Raw genomic sequence first — 22086 nt, forward strand, 5'->3', positions numbered from 1 at the left:
AGAGATTGCTATTTCATAGGAGGAAATGGTTATGGATAAAAAGTTGAAATCAATTGTAAGCCTCTTGATTTTGGGATTGCTGCTGCTAGTAATCAGTGCATGCTCCTCTGACACAACAAAAAATGAAACGACAACAGAGAGTCCAGGAACAGAATCTTCAGAACCTAAGAGTGGTGGATCATATACAATTCTATCTGCTGCTGATCCGGATATGCTCGATCCACATAAACAGTCTTCAATTTACACGCATATGATGGCAGGTTTAGTTTATAACAAGCTAGTTTCCTATGAAACTGGGCCAGGTGTTGACTATACAGATTATAATGTAGTGCCGGATCTTGCAGAGCGTTGGGAAATTTCCGAAGACGGAAAAGTATATAAATTCTATCTGCGTGAGGCGTACTGGCATGATAAAGAACCGGTAAATGGTAGACAGGTTACATCAGAGGATGTAGTAGCGACAATGGAAAGAATTATTAATCTACCAGGGCATCAAGCAGCTATGCTCTCGGAAGTGGAAAGTGTCGTAGCTGAAGATCCACAAACGGTTGTCTTTACATTAAAGCAACCATTCGCTCCATTCTTAAACTTTATGGCGAATCATTTTATGTGGATTTTACCAAAAGAAGCAGTGGATGGTGAAGTGGATTTAGCCACTGATGCAATAGGAACGGGCCCCTTTGTATTAGAAGAGTGGGAAGATAATGTGCAGGCAACATATACAAAAAATCCAAAATACTATGAAGAAGGAAAGCCATATTTAGATGAAGTGATTTATAAAGTTGTTCCAGACCAAGGTTCCCGTATTGCTGCTTTTAGAACCGGTCAAGCAGATTCTATCGGTGCCTTATCACCGGAGCAACTAACTCAACTTCAAAAAACAAATTCTGATGTAGAAATTTTTGAAGCATTGTTTGCAACTCAGGAACAGTTATATATGAATATGGAAAGAGAACCTTTTAATGATATAAAAGTTCGAAAAGCGATTAGTATGGCAGTAGACCGTCAATCAATGGTAGAGGCCATTTATGGAGGCGGTGAAACGAGTGGACCTGTCAATCCATCTTTAGGTGATTGGGCATTGTCTTTGGAAGAAAGGGAAGCACTACTACCATATAACCCTGAGGAAGCCAAAAAGCTGCTGGCAGAAGCTGGTTATCCAAACGGATTTGATACGACGATGATTGTAACAAATGGATACGGAGAACAATTAGTACGTGTCGCTCAGTGGGTAGCGGAAGATTTAAGAAATATCGGCATTAATGTTGAAATGGAAATCGTTGAATATGCAACTTACTTCTCTGAAAGATGGCCAAACGTGGATTATGACATGGGCGTTGGATATCAAACTTATTTCCAGGAGCCTGATGAGTGGCTTCGTACGCAGCTGCACACAAACGGATCACGGAATTGGTACAACATTAGTGATCCGGAATTAGACAAAATGCTTGATGAACAAAGACTTATTTTAGACGTGGAAGAGAGAAAAGAATATGTATATGAAATTCAAAGATATGTTTTAGAAAATCTAGTTAACCCTGTACCACTTTCTACTTATTATACAAAAACACCTAGACACGCTTATATAAAAGATTCTTATCCACATGCTTCATATGGATACGGATATTTGAAGGATGTTTGGTTAGATAAATAATCATTTTAGCTACTAGTTTGAAAGCATTTAAGTTCCTTAAATAAATAGTTTTCCGAAAGGTATGTGAGAACACATTCTTATAAAAAAGGGATTGAGTACTTTGCATAAAGTTGAAAGATTGGAGCTAACAACCAACTTTCCCATTGGTCCAGTATATTCATATGTTGTGTTTGGAGAGAAATTAACACTGATTGATGCCGGGTTAAAAAATGAACAGGGCTGGAAAGAGTTAAACAGTGGCCTTCATCGTTTAGGTATTAGCATTTCTGATATCGAGCAAATTGTATTAACACATCATCATAATGATCATACGGGTATGGTTGATTGGATCTTGGAGAAGAACCCCTCACTTTCCATCTATGCCCACAAAGATACTGAAATGATTTTAAAAGATGAAAACTACTTAGAATGGAGCGCAGAATTTTTTGAGAAGTTATTCATTGAATTCGGATTAACAAGGGAAATGGCAACACAGTGGGCCTATCGTAAAGGTCATCGTGGTTACTTTGAGGTTGCCAAGGTGGATGGAGTGCTCAAAGAAGGAGATTACGTACCAGGTTTACCTGGGTTTCAAGTTATTGAAACCCCAGGTCATTCACAAGATCATATCTCCCTTTATAATGCAGATGAACAACTGTTTATTTGTGGAGATAACATCATTAAAGGGGTCCATGGCGGGATTTTTTTAGACGCACCTATACAAGGGACTGAGCGACCAAAACCTTTACTGCAATACCTAAATAATTTAGAAAAATGCAGAAAACTACCTGTCAGACTAACTTATTCAGGTCACGGCCCTGTCATTGACAATCTAAATGAAGCGATTGATGGACATATAAGAAATATTGAAAACCGTACACAACGTGTAATCAACACTTTGAAAAAAGCAGGAGGCGAGGCAACAGGTTTTGAAATCATTCAAGATATGTATCGAGGTAGATACGAAAAGGCTGTTATCACATTCGTGTTTGAAATCGTCAGTGTCCTGGACTTATTACAAGAGCGAAATATTGTGATTGCTGAAAAACAAAACGGGGTCTATCAATATCGTTTAGTAAATGAACGATGAAAAGCTATGGACTATAAGAAATATTACGCTTATCTGAATAATTCTATAAAACTGCTAATAGAATGTTAGGACATAATTTTAGTATAAATTTAGGAGGAATTTGATTTGACAGGAAGATTTGAAAATAGAGTGGCATTTATTACAGGTGGCAGCCGTGGTATCGGCAAAGGAATTGCGGAGACTTTCGCAGAAGATGGGGCTAAGATAGCCATTATTGATATAAATGAAGAAGCTTTGCAAGAAGTTCAAGCGGAATTTAAGGAAAAAGGAATTAATATTTTAGCTATCCAAGCAAATGTGGTAAAAGCTGATGAAGTAGAAGCTGCCATGGAGCAGGTAGTTAAAGAGTTCGGTTCAATTGATATTTTAGTAAACAACGCGGGAATCATTCGAGATAATTTACTGTTTAAAATGACGGACAGTGATTGGGATCAAGTAATTGACGTTCATTTAAAAGGAGCCTTTAATACAACACGCACAGCACAGAAATATATGGTTCAGCAAAAGTATGGAAGAATAATCAATATTTCTTCAACTTCTGCACTCGGGAACCCTGGCCAAGCTAATTACTCTACTGTAAAAGCTGGTCTGCAAGGTTTAACAAAAACGCTGGCTAGAGAGCTTGGGAAGTTTGGAATTACGTCAAACTCAGTCGCACCAGGATTCATTGAGACAGATATGACAAAAGCAACTGCACAACGAATGGGCGTACCTTTTGAAGATTTCTTAAAAGCTGGGGCAAGTAGAATCCCGGTTGGCAGAGTTGGTAAACCTAGTGATATTGCCAATGCAGTTGCCTTCTTTGCAGATGAAAATTCTTCTTTCGTAAACGGTCAAGTAATTTATGTAGCGGGCGGACCTACAAATTAATAGAAAGGAGAGACGAAATGTATAAAGACTATATTGGTCTAACTTCCATCAAAGTTAGAAATGTCGTTGAAAGTGAATTGGTTAGACGCTTTGCAGAGTCAATTGGCGATAATCACCCAATTTTTGTAGATGAAGAAACAGGAAAGCAATCTAGATTCGGTACGAACATCGCACCTCCTACATTTCCGCGAGTGTTAAGGTCGGGTTCAATTGAAGGACTAAAGCTGCCTTTAAAAGGGTTAATCCATGGAGAGCAAATCTATCATTACGAGAGACCTTTGTTAGTAGGTGAAGAAGTCTACTGTTATTCGAAAATTGAAGATTACTATGAAAAAGAAGGTAGCACAGGGAAAATGGGCTTTCTAAAAATGAAAAGATATGGTGAAGATTCGAACGGTCAATTAATCTTCACAGAAGAATCGATTACAATTATTACTGAAACAGTAAGGAGGTCCTTAAACGTATGACAGTTTTAAATGAGATAGGTATAGGAGAATCTCTTGAGACTTCCTTAAAGCCCGTATCCCGAATGGATCTTATCAAGTACTCCGGTTCTTCTGGTGATTTTAATCCGATTCATACAATCGATGAAGAAGCAAAAAAAGCGGGGTTGCCAGGAATAATTGCCCACGGTATGTGGACAATGGGGAATCTTTCAAAATTATTTACCCCCTATTATGAAGAAGGGTTTATCAGGGATTATAATATTCGATTCTCAGGAATGGTTTTCTTGGACGATGTCCTGACACTAAAAGCAGAATTAGTTGAGAAAACTGAACAAATTTTAATTTTTGACGTGAAAGCCATTAACCAAAAGCAAAAAGATGTGGTAAAAGGAAACCTTAAATTTGAACTTTATTAATGAAAATGGGTTTGTCTCGATTTAAATAAAAAATAAGAGGCAAATCCATTTTATTCAAAATGAATAACTGAAAGGAATGAATGAATGAAAAGAGACGCTGTTATTGTATCGGCTGTTCGTACGGCAATCGGTAAACAAGGTGGAGCACTAGCAAGCATACCTGCACATATTTATGGAGGAGAAGTAATTAAAGAAGCTATCAAGCGAGTCAACTTAAACCCTGAGTTAATCGATGATGTGATTTTAGGGAATGTATTAAGCGGTGGTGGCAATATTGCTAGATTAACGGCTTTACAAGGTGGTCTATCTGTGAACATTCCAGGGCTAACGGTCGACCGACAATGTGGATCTGGTATCAATGCAGTTGCATTAGCCGCTCAGGCTATTCAATCGGGAGCCGGGGATATTTATGTTGCTGGCGGTATTGAAAGTATGAGTCGTGCACCCTATCAATATGAACGACCTGAGCAAGCCTATAGTTCCATTCCACCAAAGTATCGCAAAACATTGCTCTCACCTGAGGAAATAGGAAACCCGGCTATGGGGACTACTGCTGAAAACCTGGCAAAAAAATACGAGATTACAAGAAAAGAGCAGGATGAATACTCATTAAAAAGTCAGCAAAGGATGGCAAGAGCGATAGAGGAAGGCCGTTTCGATGAGCAAATCGTTCCAATTAGTATTCCGGTGCGCAAAGGCGATCCAATACTCTTTAACAAGGATGAACATCCGCGTCCGAACTCGACTTTAGCGGCCTTAGCCAAATTGCCGCCTGCCTTTGAAAGAGATGGTACCGTAACAGCAGGTAGCAGCTCAGGCTTGAATGATGCAGCATCTGCATTGGTCATCATGTCACGAGAAAAAGCAGAAGAACTAGGTATTCAACCCCTTGCTACTATAAAGGGTTCAACTGTTGCAGGAGTAGACCCGAACATCATGGGAATTGGCCCTGTACCTGCAACGCAGAAATTAATGGAGAAGCTCGGCCTCTCTTTATCTGATATGGATATTATTGAATTAAATGAAGCGTTTGCTGCACAAGTAATTGCTTGTGATCGTGAATTAGAATTTGATCCAGAAAAACTAAATGTCAACGGTGGTGCAATTGCACATGGACATCCCTTAGGAGCAACAGGGGCAATTTTAATAACTAAGGCAGTTTATGAATTGAAACGCTCTGCTGGACAATTTGCTTTAATAACAGCTTGTATTGGTGGCGGTCAAGGAATCTCTTTAGTGATAGAAAGGGAGTCGAATTAAAAATGTAGTGAAATCTTTTTTTCGAAGGGAACAATATTATGAGAGGAAGAATTATAAAAGAAAGTATAGACCTTTTCGATAAGAAGGGCTTCAGTAAAACTTCCATACAAGATATTGTTGATACTATTGGCGTGACCAAGGGTACCTTTTATTATTATTTCAAAAGTAAACAAGAGTTATTAAGGGATATTCATTTAAACTACATTATGGAACTTTTAAAAGAACAAGAAGTTATCTTGAATGATGCATTTATTAGCTGTAAAGAGAAGATGAATAGGCTGATTTATTTAATTATTCGAAATATAAAGGTGCATGGGAAAAGTGCAAGAGTATTTAACAGAGAGGTTCGCCATCTGGATGAAGAACAAGTAAAATTGGTGAATGGCTATAGAAAAGAATTTCGCATTAATCTCCAGAAATTAATTGAAGAAGGTATTGAAAAAGGAGAATTCAGGGAACATCTAAGAAGTGATATTGTCATTTTTGGCATTTTAGGCATGGTTAACCGTTCTTATAATTGGTTTAATCCTGAAGGTGAAGTGTCAGAAGAAGAACTTGTCAGTATCTATATGGACTTGATTTTAAATGGAATAAAATTAGATACAAATAGTACATGATATAGTTGAAACAAGAATTCTGACAAATGATGCAGTAGGAGACACATGAATATTATAAAAAAGAACTTTCACTTTTTAGAATCATTCCAACCATTAGAAACAGTACAAAATATAATTGTTCACCATACTTCCCGAGAACACATGACAGCAGAAGAATGTCATGAATTTCATCAAAAAGAGCGAGGTTGGAGTGGAATAGGCTATAACTATTTCATAGAAAAAAATGGATCCATCATTGAAGGAAGAGGACAACATGTTGGCGCACATGCATATGGATATAATAGAACTTCCATTGGAATTTGTATGACAGGGGACTTTGATATGGAAGTGCCGACGAATGAACAATGGACATCCTTTCTTTGGTTAAGCAATTATATGTTAAAACTATATAATATACAGCCAGATCAAGTGTTGGGACACCGTGAACTAAAGGGAGTACAGAAAAGTTGTCCAGGCAAACTGATCGATATGGATGAGGTGAGAAGTCAAGTTATGGAATTTATGAAGTAGTCGAGCTCGTCAGTTTATAACTGGCGAGATTTTTTGTTTTTAGAGGGTGAAACTTGATTTTAAAAAGCTCTAAGGAACATTATTTTTTATTCTTTTTTGTAGGAATAAAAGGAATTATCGCGAATCTCATAGAAATATGAAATATATGGATCATTCGCTACTGGGGAAAACCATTCATTTTAAAGGAGCTGATAGTTTGAAGAAACGAAATTTAATCGCATTTATCCTATTCTTCCTCCTGCTATTAGTCGGTTATTTTTATTCACAATACCCAATTTTAGGAGAAAGAGCTTTAATAACTTTTCAAAATTAAAAGTTATTTAATCTATCCTCATTAAAAATGGTATCTGCCAAAAAGTTCATTATATAAAATGGTTTTGTTGATTTGTATTAATATTTATCAATTGATTAATTTAACGAATAATAATTCTGAAAGCTCACATAATAATTCCAAATTATTATGGAGGTTTTGTCAGTGAAAAAATTTTGGTATGCACCATTCCTATTAATGCTCATGTTATCACTTGTCGGCTGTAATACAGACAATGCATCAGAAACAAGCGATAATGTTAACGAAACGACTGAAGTTATTGAGGAAGATTTAGAAGAGGTTCAGGAGAATTCTTTGAGACAAAACGATAATACGAATAATAATACATCAACAGATACTCAATTAGAAAATGAACCGGAAGGTAATACAGGTGAAAATTCTGAGCAACAGCCACCTGTTACAAATGATGTTGGTGGTCAAGGCATTACAGATGAAGGACAAAATAACGATGCAAATAATGAAGCAGACTAAATCTTTTTAAAAGAATCGGCCCTGAATGGGTCGATTTTTTTATACATAAAATTCCAAATCAGTGCTATTTAGATAAAACATGGATTTTTGGTTAAAATTTTGGATTAAACAGTATTAAAAAGAAAATTTGATACAAAATACTTGTGAACTATATTTTATTAGTTTCCTTTTCAAGTAGATAGAGTAGTTTATACATTTCAAAGTTAAATTAGGAGGTAACTTTATGGCAGATCAAGATAAAAAGGATCCACTATTAGAGAAACGTACATCCAGACGATCATTTCTTAAAAGTTCTGGTTTAACAGTCGGAGGATTAATTGTCGGTGGTGCGGTAGGAACATTAATAGGTAGAGAAACAAATGAAACGACGACAACGGAAGATCCAAAAAAAGCACCAACTCCACAAGGAACAGGAAATGCAAATCCGAATGCTGCACTTATGTTCTTTACACCTAATCAATTTGATATTACTAATGCAGCCGTGGAAAGAATCTTCCCAGCTGATGATAACGGCCCAGGAGCACAAGAACTATTGGTAGCTTATTTTATTGACCATCAATTAGCAAGTGGTTGGGGAATAAATGCAAAAGAATATATGGCCGGTCCTTTCTACCCGGGCGAAGAAACACAAGGGTATCAAGGTAGCTTAAATCGACAAGAAATCTTTACTGTTGGGCTTGAAACGATTGAAAATCATAGTGTTGAGAAATATGAAAAACCTTTCGTTGAATTATCTGGAGAAGAGCAAGATGCAGTATTAACGGACTTCCAAGAAGGAAATGTTGAGATGAAAGGAGTTTCTTCGAATTACTTCTTTAATTTACTTCGTTCCACAACAATTGAAGGCGTATATGCAGATCCATTATATGGTGGAAATGCAGGTATGGCCGGATGGGAATTGAAGAAATACCCAGGTCATCAAATGAGTTACTTTAATATGATTGAACAAGAAGAGTTTGAGGAAATTGAGCCAAAATCTTTATCCTCACAACATAATCATTGATTGCAATTAAAAATTAATAGCAAAATACAGGAGTGATAGAGAATGGCAACGACATTACCTAAAACGGATGTTGTGTTAATAGGTGTAGGTTGGACAGGCGGTATTTTAGCTGCAGAACTAACAAAAAAAGGATACCAAGTAGTTGGTCTTGAACGTGGGAAAGGGCGCAAAACATCCGATTTTATAATGGTCCATGATGAACTACGCTATGCATTACGATACGATTTGATGCAGGATTTATCCAAAGAAACAATTACATTTAGAAATAACGAAAAAATGCGAGCTCTTCCAATGCGTCAATATGGTTCTTTCTTATTGGGGACGGATGTAGGTGGCTCCGGGGTCCACTGGAACGGTCAAACGTGGAGATTTCTTCCTTATGATTTCCAAATAAGAACCATGACAGAAGAACGTTATGGAAAAAATAAAATTCCAGAAGATATGCTACTTCAAGACTGGGGAATTACTTACGACGAACTTGAACCTTACTTTGACCAATTTGAACAAATGGCAGGTATTTCAGGAGAAGAAAATCCCCATGGTGGGCCACGTTCAAATCCATATCCTACGGGTCCAATGAAACATACGCCAATAATGACTCTATTTAAGGAAGCCAGCGAGAATCTAGGTTATAAACCATTTACACAACCATCTGCTAATTTATCTGAAGCCTATACAAACCCTGATGGTATTGCCCGTGCTGCATGTCAGTATTGCGGATTCTGTGAGCGATTTGGTTGTGAATACGGCGCAAAAGCTGATCCAACCGTGACAGTTCTTCCAGTAGCGGAAAAGACAGGAAAGTTCGATTTACGAACACATGCAAATGTTGTTGAAATATTGCATGAAGGAAATCGAGCGACTGGGGTACGATTTATCGATACGCAATCAGGTGAAGAGTTCATTCAACCGGCTGAAGTAGTAGCTGTAACAAGTTATGTGTTAAATAATGTTCGATTACTGCTGCAATCTGGAATAGGGAAACCTTATGATCCAAAAACTGGTACTGGCGTCATTGGTAAAAACTATGCATATCAAAATATGTGTGCTTCTACCACAGGTTTCTTTGAGGAACGCGAATTTAACGTTTACGCAGGTGCAGGTTCACTTGGTATGTCTGTAGATGAGTTCAACGGAGATAATTTTGATCATTCGGATTTGAATTTCCTCCATGGTGCAAATATTTTCTTAGGACAACTTGGAAAACGACCTATTCAAAATAATGCTGTTAGACCGGATACACCAAGTTGGGGGGCAAAATTCAAAGAGGAATCCGTTAAATACCATAACCGTTCCATTTCTTTTAACGCTCAAGGGGCTTCTATGCCATTCCGTTATCATTATTTAGATTTAGATCCAACCTACAAGGATGCATTTGGAAATCCATTATTGCGAATGACGTATGACTTTAAAGAGCAAGATAACGAAATGTCAAAATTCATGGCAACCAAAACTGAAGAGATTATGAAGGAAATGGGTGCCTCTGAAATTATCGTACAAAGAGAAAAGGGTCCTTATAATATTGTTCCATATCAATCAACACATAACACGGGTGGCGTAATTATGGGGGATGATCCTTCAACAAGTGCATTAAATAATTACATGCAAATGTGGGATTATGAAAATATATTCGTACCAGGGGCGAGTGCATTCCCACATAACTCAGGGTATAATCCGACTGGTACAGTAGGTGCATTATCTTACCGGGCTGCCGAGGGTATTGATTTATATTTAAAAAATGGCGGATCATTAGTATAAAAAATAAGCATCTCGTTACAAATATACGAGAATCAAAAAGAGAATGTAATCAGCTAAGATAACATTCTCTTCTTACATATTAAATTAGTTCGACCTCGACCCATTTTCGAACACTATTGATGGACCAAATTTTCGAACATTCTTTTAGGTCACACAATGTCAGCACTTTTTCTTGGATAATTTCTTCCTTTATTAACTTATCACGAAAAGTCCCTGCAAGAAGCCCGCTTCGAATAGGAGGGGTATAAAGCATTCCATCTATTTCTAATACGATATTACCATTCGTGAATTCAGTTATTTCTTCGTCTTCATTCCATAAAAGCACATCAAAGACACCATCCTGCTGGAATTGGTTATAGACATGACGATGAGTAGTTTTGTGGTAATAAAACACATTCTTTTTACTAATTGGGCCCATTGCTAATTTAACAACTTTCAGATCTGCTTGCTCAACTATAGGTTGCGATTCTATTGTTATTTGCCCTGATTGTGCCATAAGCAGACGGATTTTATAATCGCCTGATGGAATATCTTTAGAGAAATTAAATAAAATAGCCTTTATTTCACCCCGACTAAATGGAAAATCAAAAAATTTGGATGATTCTTCAAGTCGATTGAGATGCTCTTCTAGTAAATAGATTTCCCCATTAGTTAGAAGCATGCTTTCAAGCAAATCAAAAACAGGTTTCTCTTGTTCAAGGAAGCTTGCTTTTGTCAGTACCTCCTCAAATTCGCCTGATGCTGTTGAATCCCAAGTAATCCCACCCCCAACACCATAGGTTGCTTTTCCTGTTTTTTGATTAACGACTACTGTTCGGATCGGCACATTAAATATTGCTTCTTTTTCAGGTGTGAAATAACCAATCGCACCACAATATACATCCCGGGCAGCCGTTTCTAGTTGAGAAATAATTTCCATCGTACTAATTTTGGGTGCCCCAGTAATCGAACCACAAGGGAAAAGGGCCTTGAATAAGTCGAAATAGGAAGTGTTCTGTTTCACTTTCGCTGTAATGGTAGATGTCATTTGGTGAACTGTAGGGTAGTGTTCAATTTCAAATAACTTTGGAACGTGAACGGACCCCTGTTCTGCAATGATACTTAAGTCATTTCGCAATAAGTCGACAATCATTACGTTTTCAGCACGGTTTTTTACTGAATCGTATAGCCATTTTGCATTTTCCTGATCCTCTGATAGAGTTTTGCCTCTAGCAATTGTTCCTTTCATAGGCCGTGTTGTAATTTGATCGCCCCTTAAATGGAAAAAAAGCTCTGGTGATGCAGATAAAATACTAAATTCCCCGGTATTAAGATATGCACAATAATTAGATGATTGCGCCTGTTTTAACTTGTTAAAGAAAGCTACGTCATCACCTTGAAACTGTGAATTTAGCCTAATTGTATAATTTGTCTGATATGAATCCCCATTTTCAATCGAAGATTTAATGGATTCTATTGCACAATCGTATTGTTGACGTGTTTCATTTGGTGTCCAATTAGTAAGTGTGTAGCTTTTATCACTTTCAAGGTTCTCTCTTACAGGTTCAGAAAATATCCCAAACCATAGTAAGGGCATATTTGGATTTTGATTTACCTGAAACGCTTGGTCAAAGGCAGGTGCACTTTCATAGGAGATATATCCAGCGGCATAAAACCCGCGGTCGACTGCTTCCTGGATTAATTGAAAGCTTGGGTAAATTTCTTTTATTGTATAAGCAACAATTGTCTTTATAGGGCTTGTAAATGTAATAGGTTGCACTTCACCGTTGGAAGAAGCAAATTCGAATGATAAGAGTGGTTCTACAGATTTTTTTTTCATGATGGTATCCTTTGTCTATTAGTAAAGAAATTTTGTATCATTTGAAGTCCGTTTTCCGTAAGAATTGCTTCAGGATGAAATTGTACACCTTCGATAGGATAATGTTTGTGTCGTATGGCCATTATCTCTCCACTTTCTGTTTTAGCACTGACTTCCAAGCAGCCCGGTAATGTTGATGCATCAACAATTAATGAATGATATCGTGTAACAGGGGCAGGGGAGGGTATATCTTTAAAAATCTGTTTTCCATCATGAATAATAAATTCGACTTTCCCATGCATGGGAGTGATTGCTTTATGTACTTTCCCGCCAAATGCCTGTGCAATAATTTGATGACCAAGACATACGCCTAAAATTGGAATCTGTTCATGAAACTCTTTTACAACGCTTAAGCAAATTCCTGCACTATCCGGATTTCCAGGTCCAGGGGATAGTAGAATAGAATCAGGTTGCATATCCTCTATTGCTTTTAAGCTAATCTCATCATTTCGAACTACAACGACTTCCTCACCAACTGATTGAATATATTGGACCAGATTAAAGGTAAATGAATCATAATTATCGATGACTAGTATCAATTTGATAGTCTCCCTTTCTAGGTGAGTAATATGAGGTTTATTATAGAAGAAATATATCGGAAATGCGAGAATTTGAAGTAACATTGAAGAATGAATTGAATTGGAAAATTAAATACCTCGACTTGAAATCGAGGTATAGGTGCAGTGTTACTTATTAGCATTGATAAATTTTTCAACCTTTTTCATAATAGTGCTATTTTTAATTTTTTTCATGAGTGGGTTTTTCTCTTCGGCAAATTCTTCATTCGACTTAGAATTGACTTGATAAGAACTTTTTGATGTAGTAGCACTGCTTTGACTTTGTAATCCTCGATCATCGAAGTTTGAGTATTCATCAAAATCTTTATTTTGGCTCATCTGCTCATCTCCTTTCTTCTTTAATATGCGAATTTTTTGTGTAGATTATGTAAACAATATTCCAAATGGTTGCTACTAAATAGAAAATAATAGATAATGGAAAAATTAAGAATGAGTAGGAGTGTACATAAAATGCAAGCTGAACAAGTAAAGAAAGAAAAGAAACAACAAAGTTCACAAGTAGAGAATCGAGCAAGACTATTAGTAAAATGTCCTGATAAACCTGGAATTGTATCTGTGCTATCAAGCTTCTTACTAAAATACAATGCGAATATTATAGAATCCAGTCAATATTCAAGTGACCCGGAAAATGGGACTTTTTTTATCCGATTAGAATATTATTGCGACCATCTTCAAACTAAAGCTCAAGAGATGGAACAGGAATTTAGGCAAATTGCGGATAATTATGAGATGACATATCACTTTTACTATTTAAATAACCGTCAACGATCGGCAATATATGTATCAAAAGAGCTACACTGTTTATTAGAATTGCTTTGGGAATGGCAAAATGGAGATCTACAAACGGATATTGCGGTGGTAATCAGTAATCATGAGGATGCTCGTTCCATCGTAGAGTCTTACGGCATTCCATTTTATTACTTGCCAGCCAATAAAGATATTCGCAAAGAGGTGGAAGCACAACAGATTGCGTTGATGGAAGAATACAATGTCGATTTGTTGATTTTAGCGCGATATATGCAAATTTTAACCCCTGAATTTGTGAATCATTTTGAAAATCAGATTATCAACATCCATCATTCATTCTTGCCAGCATTTATTGGTGCAAATCCTTATGACCGTGCATATAAAAGAGGGGTAAAATTAATCGGAGCAACTTCCCACTATGTAACCAATGATTTAGATGAAGGACCAATTATCGAACAAGATGTGGAACGGGTTGATCATCGGGATGATGTTGCGACATTAAAGAAAATTGGTGGAAAGATTGAGCGCCGCGTTTTAGCAAAAGCTGTGAAGTGGCATTTAGAAAATCGTATTATTGTTGAGGGAAATAAAACAATCGTATTCCATTAAATAATAATCAGCTTTCTATATAAAAAAGTCCCGAAAGTTTATTTAGCCAACTTTTGGGACAATTCTATAAGCTTTATTCAACTGGTGTATTTTTTACTTCTTCTATTCCATGTAATTTTTCATAAATTCTTCTTTTTCGATAAAGCATAATACCAGCTTCTGATACGTCATCCATCATGCCTTTATTAATAATTGCCCCAAACACCATTCCCGCAATTGGGACCATTTGAAATAACTTTTTCCATCCAAAATTATCGCGGTAAGTAAAGAAAACTTCTTGCCAGCCCTTTAATTGACTAATCATGCTTTCGGCAGATTCTTTCTTTTGATTTATGCTTGCCAGTTCGCTTAAAATTGCTTCTTTACCAACAATATCAGCCGAAGCAAACTGCAAACATTTCACTATGAAAACTCGTTCTTGTTTTTCATTTGGATTATAGCCGTGGATTATGGCGATTTCCTGTAAGGTCTTCAATGCCATGCCTAGAATAACCGGAATATCAATGACAAGAGTGAAGATCCCGCCGATTCCAGTAGAAGCTCCTTGGACAGTTGCTAATTTACTTCGTTCACTTTGCAAGGTCTGACTCATTGAAATCATATCTTCTATAGGCATAATCCCTATATCTTCAAATGTCTCAATTGGATGAGAAGTGGATTTTTGAATTTTTTTCATCATCTGCTTTTCACTAATTAAATATTTTCCGCCAGTTTGAATGTAACTACCTAATTCATTTACTAAAATGCCAATCTTGGCTTGGATGAATTTTGGTGTTAATTTATCAATCACCTTAAATGGCAGTCGACCTAATTTCTCCCAAAAGAAAAGCCCTTTTTGATCATCTTCCCATTTTTGAATTTCCTCTAAGTAAATATTTAATTGTTCTTTTGATTCCAATATCATATCTCCCATCATTCCCATATCGTTATATATTTCTACGTTTTATATGTCATAAGGTTTCACTTATAGTATGTACATTTTAAACAATGTCTTACCTATGACAAATTGAAGGCAAAATGAATGTCTCTTAAAGTTGAATCGTATAGTTTACTGATACCCATTTTCTTGGTCAGTAACGTGTAGAACTGTAGGAGGGAAGAAATGGAAAGAGTATCTGTAAACGAAATGATGCAGCTCCATGAGCATTTCAGAGATTCGTTACTCATAGATAAATTTGATCCTCAGCTGGAATATTGGCAAAAAAGAAGACTTGAAAAGTCCCAAAGTGAAAATAGAGAAGATGCAATGGTTTGGAATGTTTTTCGAACACTAAACCAGATAAATCGTCGACTTTGGGTTGATGAGTTATTTTATAAAGCATTTCAATCAGAGTTTTCGCATGTAACAGAACAAATTCAAATCAAATTATGGAAAACAATTCGCCCACCAAAAAGCCTCCCAGTAAATGAAGGAAAAGCGGATATTGACATTATCATTGAGTCCGACACCTTTGTATGGTTTATCGAGGCAAAGTACAAATCAGATATTACTTTAGATTCCGATTATCAATCAAAAAGAGATGAAATTATAAGGCATATTGATGTCGGTACTAATTATGCAAAGAAGAGAGACTATTATTTTTCATTATTAATCTTAGATCGATATAATAGTCCCATTGGTTTTCGAAAGGTAAATGAATATAGAACTTCCGAGGAACTGGTAAGGGAATTATTGCCTCACCGGCTAGAACTTCCATTCCCGAAAGGAATTAGTGTCCTTCATTGGAAAGAAGTCCATTCATTACTTAAAACTGTTTATTTATATAGTAAAAATAAATACGAGAGGTATATTGCTGATCAAGCCAGCTATTGGTTATTTGATAAGATTCAGGATGATAATTAGTGGATAGCAAATTAGGATTGTCTAGCCGACATGTAAATAGCCATGTGTCGGTTTTTCGTGATGGGTTCAAACATTAGAAATTATAATTTTTATGGTTAAATTTATCATTTTTAGACCAATATGTAGGTAGAAGATCTCGTCTAAAGGTTGTGAGGGAATTGAATATTCTCGTGATTGGTGCGAATAGTCAAATTAGCAGGCATTTACTTCAATATATACTTGAAGGTGGAAGACACCGGGCAAAAGTAATGTTGCAAAACAAAGCACAGGAAGCGTATTTTAATGAAAAAGGTATTGATAATTTTATATACAAAAATGAAGAATCGACTGAAAAATTTGTGAAGGCAGTTCAAAATATGGATGCTCTCGTAATTGCTGAACATAGTATTGACCACATACAAACAGATCCATTAGATGAAATTGATGAGACCATTAAATTATTGGAAGCATTAAAGCATACACAGATTAAACGGATTGTTCATATAAGTACTTTTGAAACTAGTAAAGCAGATTGGAATCATCTCCCTGTTTACTTTCGTCCAATAATGATTAAAAATTATTATATTGACAAGTGGATAAGATTGTCATCATTCGCATACACAATCATTCATCCCGGGCAATTGAATGATAAAAAGGGAACGGGGTCTGTGAAGGTCATTAACAAGGATGTTAACAGAGGTGAAATTTCTAGAGAAGATGTTGCAAAACTTGTTCTTGCATGCTTAGACAATCAGTCAACCATTCAAAAGGAATTCAAGGTCATTTCAGGTGAAATATCCATATTTGAAGCAATAAATTCATGTGTTTAATTGGTATTTAAAAAATTCCCTTAAAATAAACATTACGAGAATTTTCTAGACTTAGCACTTAGAATGCTATTTATTTCACCTTTTACAAACTGGAAACTTATTATATAATAGTAGATATTTTAATCTAACACAAAATATATTATAATGTTATACGGTTATAATTAATACAGAGAAGGTGGTCCTGGATGTATCTAACTACTACGGGAAATCACCTGCATCTTTGCAAATATAGGGGAGATAAGGAAGGTAATTATGAGTACTAGATATGAAAAAACAGACGTTATCTTAATTGGTGCTGGTGTAATGAGTGCTACTTTAGGATCTATGCTTAAAGAATTAGCACCTGAATGGGAAATTAAGGTTTTCGAATCACTTGATAAACCAGGTGAGGAAAGTTCTAACGAATGGAATAATGCTGGTACAGGACACTCTGCACTTTGTGAACTAAACTACACACCAGAAAAACCAGATGGTACGGTTGAAATAAAAAAGGCAATTGATATTAACGAACAGTTCCAACTTTCAAGACAATTTTGGGCATATCTTGTAAAAAACAACTTAATCACTAATCCAGAAGATTTCATCAAAGCAATTCCACATATGAGCTTAGTTATGGGAGAAAATGATGTTAATTTCTTGAGAAAACGATTTGAAGCGCTTTCAGTTAATCCATTATTCAAAGGTATGGAGTACACAGAGAATCCAGAAAAGCTAAAAGAATGGATGCCTCTGGTAATGGATGGACGTAAAGAAAACGAGCCTATTGCTGCTACTAAAATTGATAGCGGTACGGATGTTAACTTCGGTGCTTTAACACGTATGTTATTCGAACACTTAGGAAAACAAAATGTTGAAGTAAACTATAAGCATTCTGTTGCTGATATCAAACGTTCCAGCGATGGTATGTGGGAAGTAAAAGTCCATGACCTGGATGGTTGCAAAATGGAATACCATAAAGCGAAATTTGTCTTTATCGGTGCTGGTGGCGCGAGTCTTCCATTATTACAAGCAACGGGTATTCCTGAATCAAAACATATTGGTGGGTTCCCGGTAAGCGGTTTATTCATGGTATGTAATAATCAAGAAATCGTTGAACAACATCATGGCAAAGTGTATGGTAAAGCAAAAGTTGGTGCGCCGCCAATGTCTGTACCACACTTAGATACTCGCTATATTGATAACAAAAAATCATTATTGTTTGGACCATTTGCAGGTTTTTCGCCTAAGTTCCTAAAAACTGGCTCAAATATGGATTTAATCGCGTCGGTTAAACCAAATAACCTATTCACAATGTTATCTGCTGGTGTAAAAGAAATGTCTTTAACAAAGTATTTAATCCAACAAGTAATGTTATCAAACGAGCAACGCTTAGAGGAACTACAAGAATTTGTTCCGAATGCTAAACTTGAAGATTGGGATATCGTTGTAGCTGGACAACGTGTTCAAGTAATTAAGGATACAGATGCAGGTAAAGGAACTCTTCAATTCGGTACTGAAGTGGTAACTGCTGCTGACGGTTCGGTAGCTGCATTACTTGGAGCTTCTCCAGGTGCTTCTACAGCTGTAAATGTAATGCTGGATGTTATGAATAAGTGCTTCCCAGATCGTATCAAAGAATGGGAACCAAAAATCAAAGAAATGATTCCTTCATATGGTCTTTCACTAGTTGAAAACACAGCATTACTAGAAGAAATCCAAGTTTCAACTGCTGAAGTTCTTGGACTGAACGAAAAAGAAGTAGTTCATAACTAATTTCAATAAATCCATGAACCATCAATCTGTGAGTCAAGTTGCAGATTGATGGTTTTTTGTTGTGTCTGTTGGGTTTGGTTTATTAAATACCGCATGCGAAATCTTCACAATGGGCAATCTATGTACGAGGGTTTTGTTAGTGTTTGCGTTATTCATAGGTTGTTAAATTCAATAATTGATTTTTATATATAAGTAATCTATTATATAAGAGATTCATTATATATGCCTAGGGATTCAAATAATATTAACCCCAATACCAGCATTTGTTTTCATTATATTTAGGAGGAAATCTTCATTGTTTACAGCGATAGCAGCAACACTTATTTTTCTAGTTACATTAATTTTCGTTATTTGGCAGCCAAAGGGGCTAAATATTGGTTGGACTGCATGTATAGGGGCAATTCTTGCTTTAATTGCAGGTGTAGTTGATTTAGGGGATGTGGGAGAAGTCGTAGAGATTACCTGGAACGCCACAATCTCGTTTGTAGCCATTATACTGATCTCATTAATACTGGATGAGATTGGGTTGTTTGAATGGGCTGCATTACATATGGCTAGAGCCGCAAAAGGCAATGGGTTTAAAATGTTTGTTTTTGTAAGCATTTTAGGGGCGATTGTGGCCGCATTATTTGCAAATGATGGAGCTGCTTTAATATTAACGCCAATTGTGTTAGCGATGGTTCGAAATTTAAATTTCCAGGAAAAAATGATTTTTCCATTTATTATGGCGAGTGGATTTATCGCAGATACAACATCATTGCCATTCGTAGTAAGTAATTTGGTGAATATTGTATCGGCAGATTTTTTTAATATTGGGTTTCTGGAATACGCTGCAAGAATGATTTTGCCAAATCTATTTTCATTACTTGCAACGATTTCGGTTTTGCTAGTCTATTTTAGAAAAAGCATACCTAGAAATTACGAAATTTCAAAGTTAAGACAGCCAAAAGAAGCCATCAAAGATCACAAAATGTTTCAACTTTCTTGGTATGTCTTGGCATTGTTGCTAATTGGATATTTCTCAAGTGAGTATATAGGCATCCCTGTATCCTTTGTAGCAGGAATCATTGCAGTTTTCTTCCTATTGATGGCAAGAAAAAGCGCAGTGGTCAATACGACAGCAGTTATGAAAGGGGCTCCATGGAATGTTGTGTTTTTCTCAATAGGAATGTATGTGGTTGTTTATGGACTGGGAAATGCATGGTTAACAGATTCATTGGCTGGTGTTATTGAATACTATGCAAATAGAGGATTGTTTGCAGCAACAATTGCTATGGGGTTTATAGCGGCTATTTTGTCTTCTGTCATGAATAATATGCCTACTGTTATGATTGATGCATTAGCTATAGCTGAGACAAACACCACTGGAATTGTAAGGGAAGCTTTAATATACGCAAATATCATTGGTTCTGACTTAGGGCCGAAAATTACACCTATTGGGTCACTAGCTACATTAGTTTGGCTCCATGTACTTTCTCAAAAGGGCGTAAAAATTTCTTGGGGAACTTATTTTAAAACGGGGATAATTCTCACAATACCAATTCTATTCATTACATTACTTGGATTATTTTTATCTTTGATTTTATTCTAAAGGAGCATTTTAACATGACGAAAAAGACACTTTATTTCTTGTGCACAGGGAATTCTTGCAGAAGTCAAATGGCAGAAGGATGGGCAAAAAAGTTATTACCAACCGATGAATGGGAAGTGAAAAGTGCTGGCATCGAGGCGCATGGCGTAAATCCCAATGCAATTAAAGCAATGAAAGAAGTGGGTATTGATATTTCGACTCAGACTTCTGATATTATTGATGTACAAACACTAAATAATGCGGAGCTAGTCGTTACCTTATGTGGGGATGCCAACGATAAGTGTCCCGTAACACCACCAAATGTCAAACGTGAACACTGGGGATTTGATGACCCTGCTAAAGCGCAAGGCAATGAAGAGGAAAAATGGGCTTTCTTCCAGCGTGTCCGTGATGAAATAGGAGAGAGAATCCAACGTTTTGCTGGTACTGGACTATAATAGAGCAGAGGTGAACATATGGACCTTCAATTAATGGAAAAACAGCTAAAGGCGGTATCAGATGCCAATCGTTTAACTCTATTAAGCTGCTTAAAGGTTGGAGAGGTATGTGTTTGTGATCTCGTCGATGTCCTGGGAATTTCTCAACCCGCTGTCAGCCAGCATTTAAAAAAGTTGGAGGAAGCTGGTATTATTACGGCGCGTAAACTAGGCACCTGGAAGCATTATCGACTTATAGAGAACCAAACACCAATCATTCAAGCTGTGCTGAATGAATTAGAGGAGATAGACTCTTCTAAATGTAGTTCTTCATGTAAGTAGAGTAAAAGAAGCAGGCGGAGAAAAACTCGATGTTTTTTTCCGCCTGCATGTATTTTGGGGAAAATTATTCTTCTTCCTGAAAATATATTTTATAATATTTGCGATTGGTAGCCTCGTCATAGCCGACTTCAATTAGTTCGTCAACTTGTTCGATGTTTTGGACGTTAACTTGAATTTCAATATTGGAATCAAGTTTAATTTTTCGTTTGTATGTTTTTTCTGCTTTTTCAATAGCAAAACCAGAAATAACTGTTTCATATGGTTTTACCGTATTCACAATAATATCTTTTTGAGTAGTATCCGCCTTTTCAAAGACGGATTCAATATAGTCGTCCACCTGAAATTCTTCTTCATTTCTAAAGAAATCAAGGGTTTTGTTTAATAATCCCAGTTTCTCTGTGTTGGTAAAGCGATCTTCTTTTAGAATATACTTTTTACATTCAGTTAGTGCTAAATTCGTTTTAAAATAATGTTCATCTGTTACCTTGATTTTTAAAAAGCGTTCTTGCCAGTAAACAATATCTTCTTTTCTTTTAGTCTTAATAAATACAGCAGGTGTCTCGTCAGCACCCATATCCACAAAGATAGCCACATTATTGATTTTCTTTACGTTTATCCCATCGATTCCATTAACAATCATTTTATTTTGATCATTTTTCACATCCAGGAATATTTCCTTTTCATCAATTTTGACAATGGAAATAACTTTTTTTACTTCATTGTTCCAAATACAATTATCGAAAAGTCCGATAAACAGTTCACCATCTTTAATATTTGGATGCTGGGATGAACTATGTAAATGTGTCGCGATATTTTTTGATTGTTCCAGGAATGTATTCTCATCATTAAAAATTGATTTTGTAAATGTATAAATCTCATTTAAATGAATGTCTGTTTCATGGAAAAACTCGTATTGCTGGTCTAGGTCAATTTTGTTGAATGCTAGTTGCGTAAAGGCTGCTTCAAGGAGGAGCTCTGGCGGAGGAAATGCCTCTTCGCCTAGAATTAATGTATCACTCACATAATGCAAGACGTACTGTTTTAATTTACTTTCGCTTACTTCTAACAAATTCTTTCACCTTCTAATATAAAAATTCTGGAGAATATACAATAACATATACCAGAAATATTTTCAT

Annotated in this window: 23 protein-coding genes; 18 read left to right on the forward strand and 5 right to left on the reverse strand. The window is 36.2% G+C overall.

What is annotated here, in order from left to right; all coding sequences use genetic code 11:
• Window positions 1–31 precede the first annotated feature (31 nt).
• The 11 genes from ACFQU5_RS13185 to ACFQU5_RS13235 all read left to right on the forward strand — a co-directional run bounded on the left by ACFQU5_RS13185 (window position 32) and on the right by ACFQU5_RS13235 (window position 10405).
• Window positions 32–1654: an ABC transporter substrate-binding protein gene (locus ACFQU5_RS13185; protein WP_390288471.1), complete on the forward strand. Its 1623-nt coding sequence runs from the start codon at window positions 32–34 to the stop codon at window positions 1652–1654.
• Between the two features lie 100 nt (window positions 1655–1754).
• Window positions 1755–2723: an MBL fold metallo-hydrolase gene (locus ACFQU5_RS13190; RefSeq protein WP_390288473.1), complete on the forward strand. Its 969-nt coding sequence runs from the start codon at window positions 1755–1757 to the stop codon at window positions 2721–2723.
• A 105-nt stretch (window positions 2724–2828) separates the two neighbouring features.
• On the forward strand, window positions 2829–3593 hold the full coding sequence (locus ACFQU5_RS13195; RefSeq protein ID WP_390288475.1) for a beta-ketoacyl-ACP reductase: 765 nt from the start codon (window positions 2829–2831) through the stop codon (window positions 3591–3593).
• A 17-nt stretch (window positions 3594–3610) separates the two neighbouring features.
• Window positions 3611–4060 carry a MaoC family dehydratase N-terminal domain-containing protein gene (locus ACFQU5_RS13200; RefSeq protein WP_390288477.1) on the forward strand — a complete coding sequence of 150 codons (450 nt, stop codon included), beginning with the start codon at window positions 3611–3613 and terminating at the stop codon, window positions 4058–4060.
• Complete coding sequence (locus ACFQU5_RS13205; RefSeq protein WP_390288479.1) at window positions 4057–4455, forward strand: MaoC/PaaZ C-terminal domain-containing protein; 399 nt, start codon at window positions 4057–4059, stop codon at window positions 4453–4455. Before ACFQU5_RS13200 ends, ACFQU5_RS13205 begins: the two co-directional genes overlap by 4 nt.
• A gap of 84 nt (window positions 4456–4539) precedes the next feature.
• Window positions 4540–5715, forward strand: coding sequence for a thiolase family protein (locus ACFQU5_RS13210; protein WP_390288481.1), 1176 nt, complete (start codon window positions 4540–4542; stop codon window positions 5713–5715).
• A gap of 38 nt (window positions 5716–5753) precedes the next feature.
• A complete protein-coding gene (locus tag ACFQU5_RS13215) occupies window positions 5754–6332 on the forward strand; it encodes a TetR/AcrR family transcriptional regulator (protein WP_390288483.1) in 579 nt (192 codons plus the stop codon).
• Between the two features lie 45 nt (window positions 6333–6377).
• Entirely contained in the window at window positions 6378–6842 is a 465-nt protein-coding gene (locus ACFQU5_RS13220) for a peptidoglycan recognition protein family protein (protein WP_390288485.1), read from the forward strand.
• A 475-nt stretch (window positions 6843–7317) separates the two neighbouring features.
• Complete coding sequence (locus tag ACFQU5_RS13225) at window positions 7318–7644, forward strand: hypothetical protein (protein WP_390288487.1); 327 nt, start codon at window positions 7318–7320, stop codon at window positions 7642–7644.
• Between the two features lie 223 nt (window positions 7645–7867).
• Window positions 7868–8647: a gluconate 2-dehydrogenase subunit 3 family protein gene (locus ACFQU5_RS13230; RefSeq protein WP_390288489.1), complete on the forward strand. Its 780-nt coding sequence runs from the start codon at window positions 7868–7870 to the stop codon at window positions 8645–8647.
• A 42-nt stretch (window positions 8648–8689) separates the two neighbouring features.
• Complete coding sequence (locus ACFQU5_RS13235) at window positions 8690–10405, forward strand: GMC family oxidoreductase (RefSeq protein ID WP_390288491.1); 1716 nt, start codon at window positions 8690–8692, stop codon at window positions 10403–10405.
• 79 nt (window positions 10406–10484) lie between these two features.
• Here ACFQU5_RS13235 and pabB read toward each other — a convergent pair whose 3' ends face one another.
• The 3 genes from pabB to ACFQU5_RS13250 all read right to left on the reverse strand — a co-directional run bounded on the left by pabB (window position 10485) and on the right by ACFQU5_RS13250 (window position 13159).
• Complete coding sequence (gene pabB / locus ACFQU5_RS13240) at window positions 10485–12224, reverse strand: aminodeoxychorismate synthase component I (protein ID WP_390288493.1); 1740 nt, start codon at window positions 12222–12224, stop codon at window positions 10485–10487.
• A complete protein-coding gene (locus ACFQU5_RS13245) occupies window positions 12221–12802 on the reverse strand; it encodes an anthranilate synthase component II (RefSeq protein WP_390288495.1) in 582 nt (193 codons plus the stop codon). The genes pabB and ACFQU5_RS13245 overlap by 4 nt, the downstream gene beginning before the upstream one ends.
• A gap of 147 nt (window positions 12803–12949) precedes the next feature.
• Window positions 12950–13159 (reverse strand): hypothetical protein, encoded by a 210-nt coding sequence (locus ACFQU5_RS13250; RefSeq protein ID WP_390288497.1) that lies wholly within the window; start codon window positions 13157–13159, stop codon window positions 12950–12952.
• A 132-nt stretch (window positions 13160–13291) separates the two neighbouring features.
• Between ACFQU5_RS13250 and purU the strand changes: the two genes are divergently transcribed.
• Complete coding sequence (gene purU / locus ACFQU5_RS13255) at window positions 13292–14197, forward strand: formyltetrahydrofolate deformylase (RefSeq protein ID WP_390288499.1); 906 nt, start codon at window positions 13292–13294, stop codon at window positions 14195–14197.
• Window positions 14198–14270: 73 nt separating this feature from the next.
• On the opposite strand, the gene ACFQU5_RS13260 is transcribed toward purU, so the two are convergent.
• On the reverse strand, window positions 14271–15095 hold the full coding sequence (locus ACFQU5_RS13260; protein ID WP_390288501.1) for an EcsC family protein: 825 nt from the start codon (window positions 15093–15095) through the stop codon (window positions 14271–14273).
• 204 nt (window positions 15096–15299) lie between these two features.
• Between ACFQU5_RS13260 and ACFQU5_RS13265 the strand changes: the two genes are divergently transcribed.
• From ACFQU5_RS13265 to ACFQU5_RS13290, 6 genes are all read left to right on the forward strand, one after another.
• Window positions 15300–16040 carry a hypothetical protein gene (locus tag ACFQU5_RS13265; protein ID WP_390288503.1) on the forward strand — a complete coding sequence of 247 codons (741 nt, stop codon included), beginning with the start codon at window positions 15300–15302 and terminating at the stop codon, window positions 16038–16040.
• Between the two features lie 158 nt (window positions 16041–16198).
• Complete coding sequence (locus ACFQU5_RS13270; RefSeq protein ID WP_390288505.1) at window positions 16199–16849, forward strand: SDR family oxidoreductase; 651 nt, start codon at window positions 16199–16201, stop codon at window positions 16847–16849.
• 252 nt (window positions 16850–17101) lie between these two features.
• Window positions 17102–18601 (forward strand): malate:quinone oxidoreductase, encoded by a 1500-nt coding sequence (locus ACFQU5_RS13275; RefSeq protein WP_390288507.1) that lies wholly within the window; start codon window positions 17102–17104, stop codon window positions 18599–18601.
• A gap of 295 nt (window positions 18602–18896) precedes the next feature.
• Window positions 18897–20192, forward strand: a complete 1296-nt coding sequence (locus ACFQU5_RS13280; protein ID WP_390288509.1) for an arsenic transporter — start codon at window positions 18897–18899, stop codon at window positions 20190–20192.
• Between the two features lie 14 nt (window positions 20193–20206).
• Window positions 20207–20629: an arsenate reductase (thioredoxin) gene (gene arsC / locus ACFQU5_RS13285; protein WP_390288511.1), complete on the forward strand. Its 423-nt coding sequence runs from the start codon at window positions 20207–20209 to the stop codon at window positions 20627–20629.
• A gap of 18 nt (window positions 20630–20647) precedes the next feature.
• Window positions 20648–20950, forward strand: a complete 303-nt coding sequence (locus tag ACFQU5_RS13290; RefSeq protein WP_390288513.1) for an ArsR/SmtB family transcription factor — start codon at window positions 20648–20650, stop codon at window positions 20948–20950.
• A 64-nt stretch (window positions 20951–21014) separates the two neighbouring features.
• Here the strand turns inward: ACFQU5_RS13290 and ACFQU5_RS13295 are convergent, their stop codons facing one another.
• The gene (locus ACFQU5_RS13295; RefSeq protein ID WP_390288515.1) at window positions 21015–22019 is read right to left on the reverse strand and encodes a nucleoid-associated protein; all 1005 of its coding nucleotides are present in this window, start codon (window positions 22017–22019) and stop codon (window positions 21015–21017) included.
• Window positions 22020–22086 lie beyond the last annotated feature (67 nt).

The sequence above is a fragment of the Ureibacillus sp. GCM10028918 genome (assembly GCF_042666115.1).
Lineage (GTDB): Bacteria > Bacillota > Bacilli > Bacillales_A > Planococcaceae > Ureibacillus.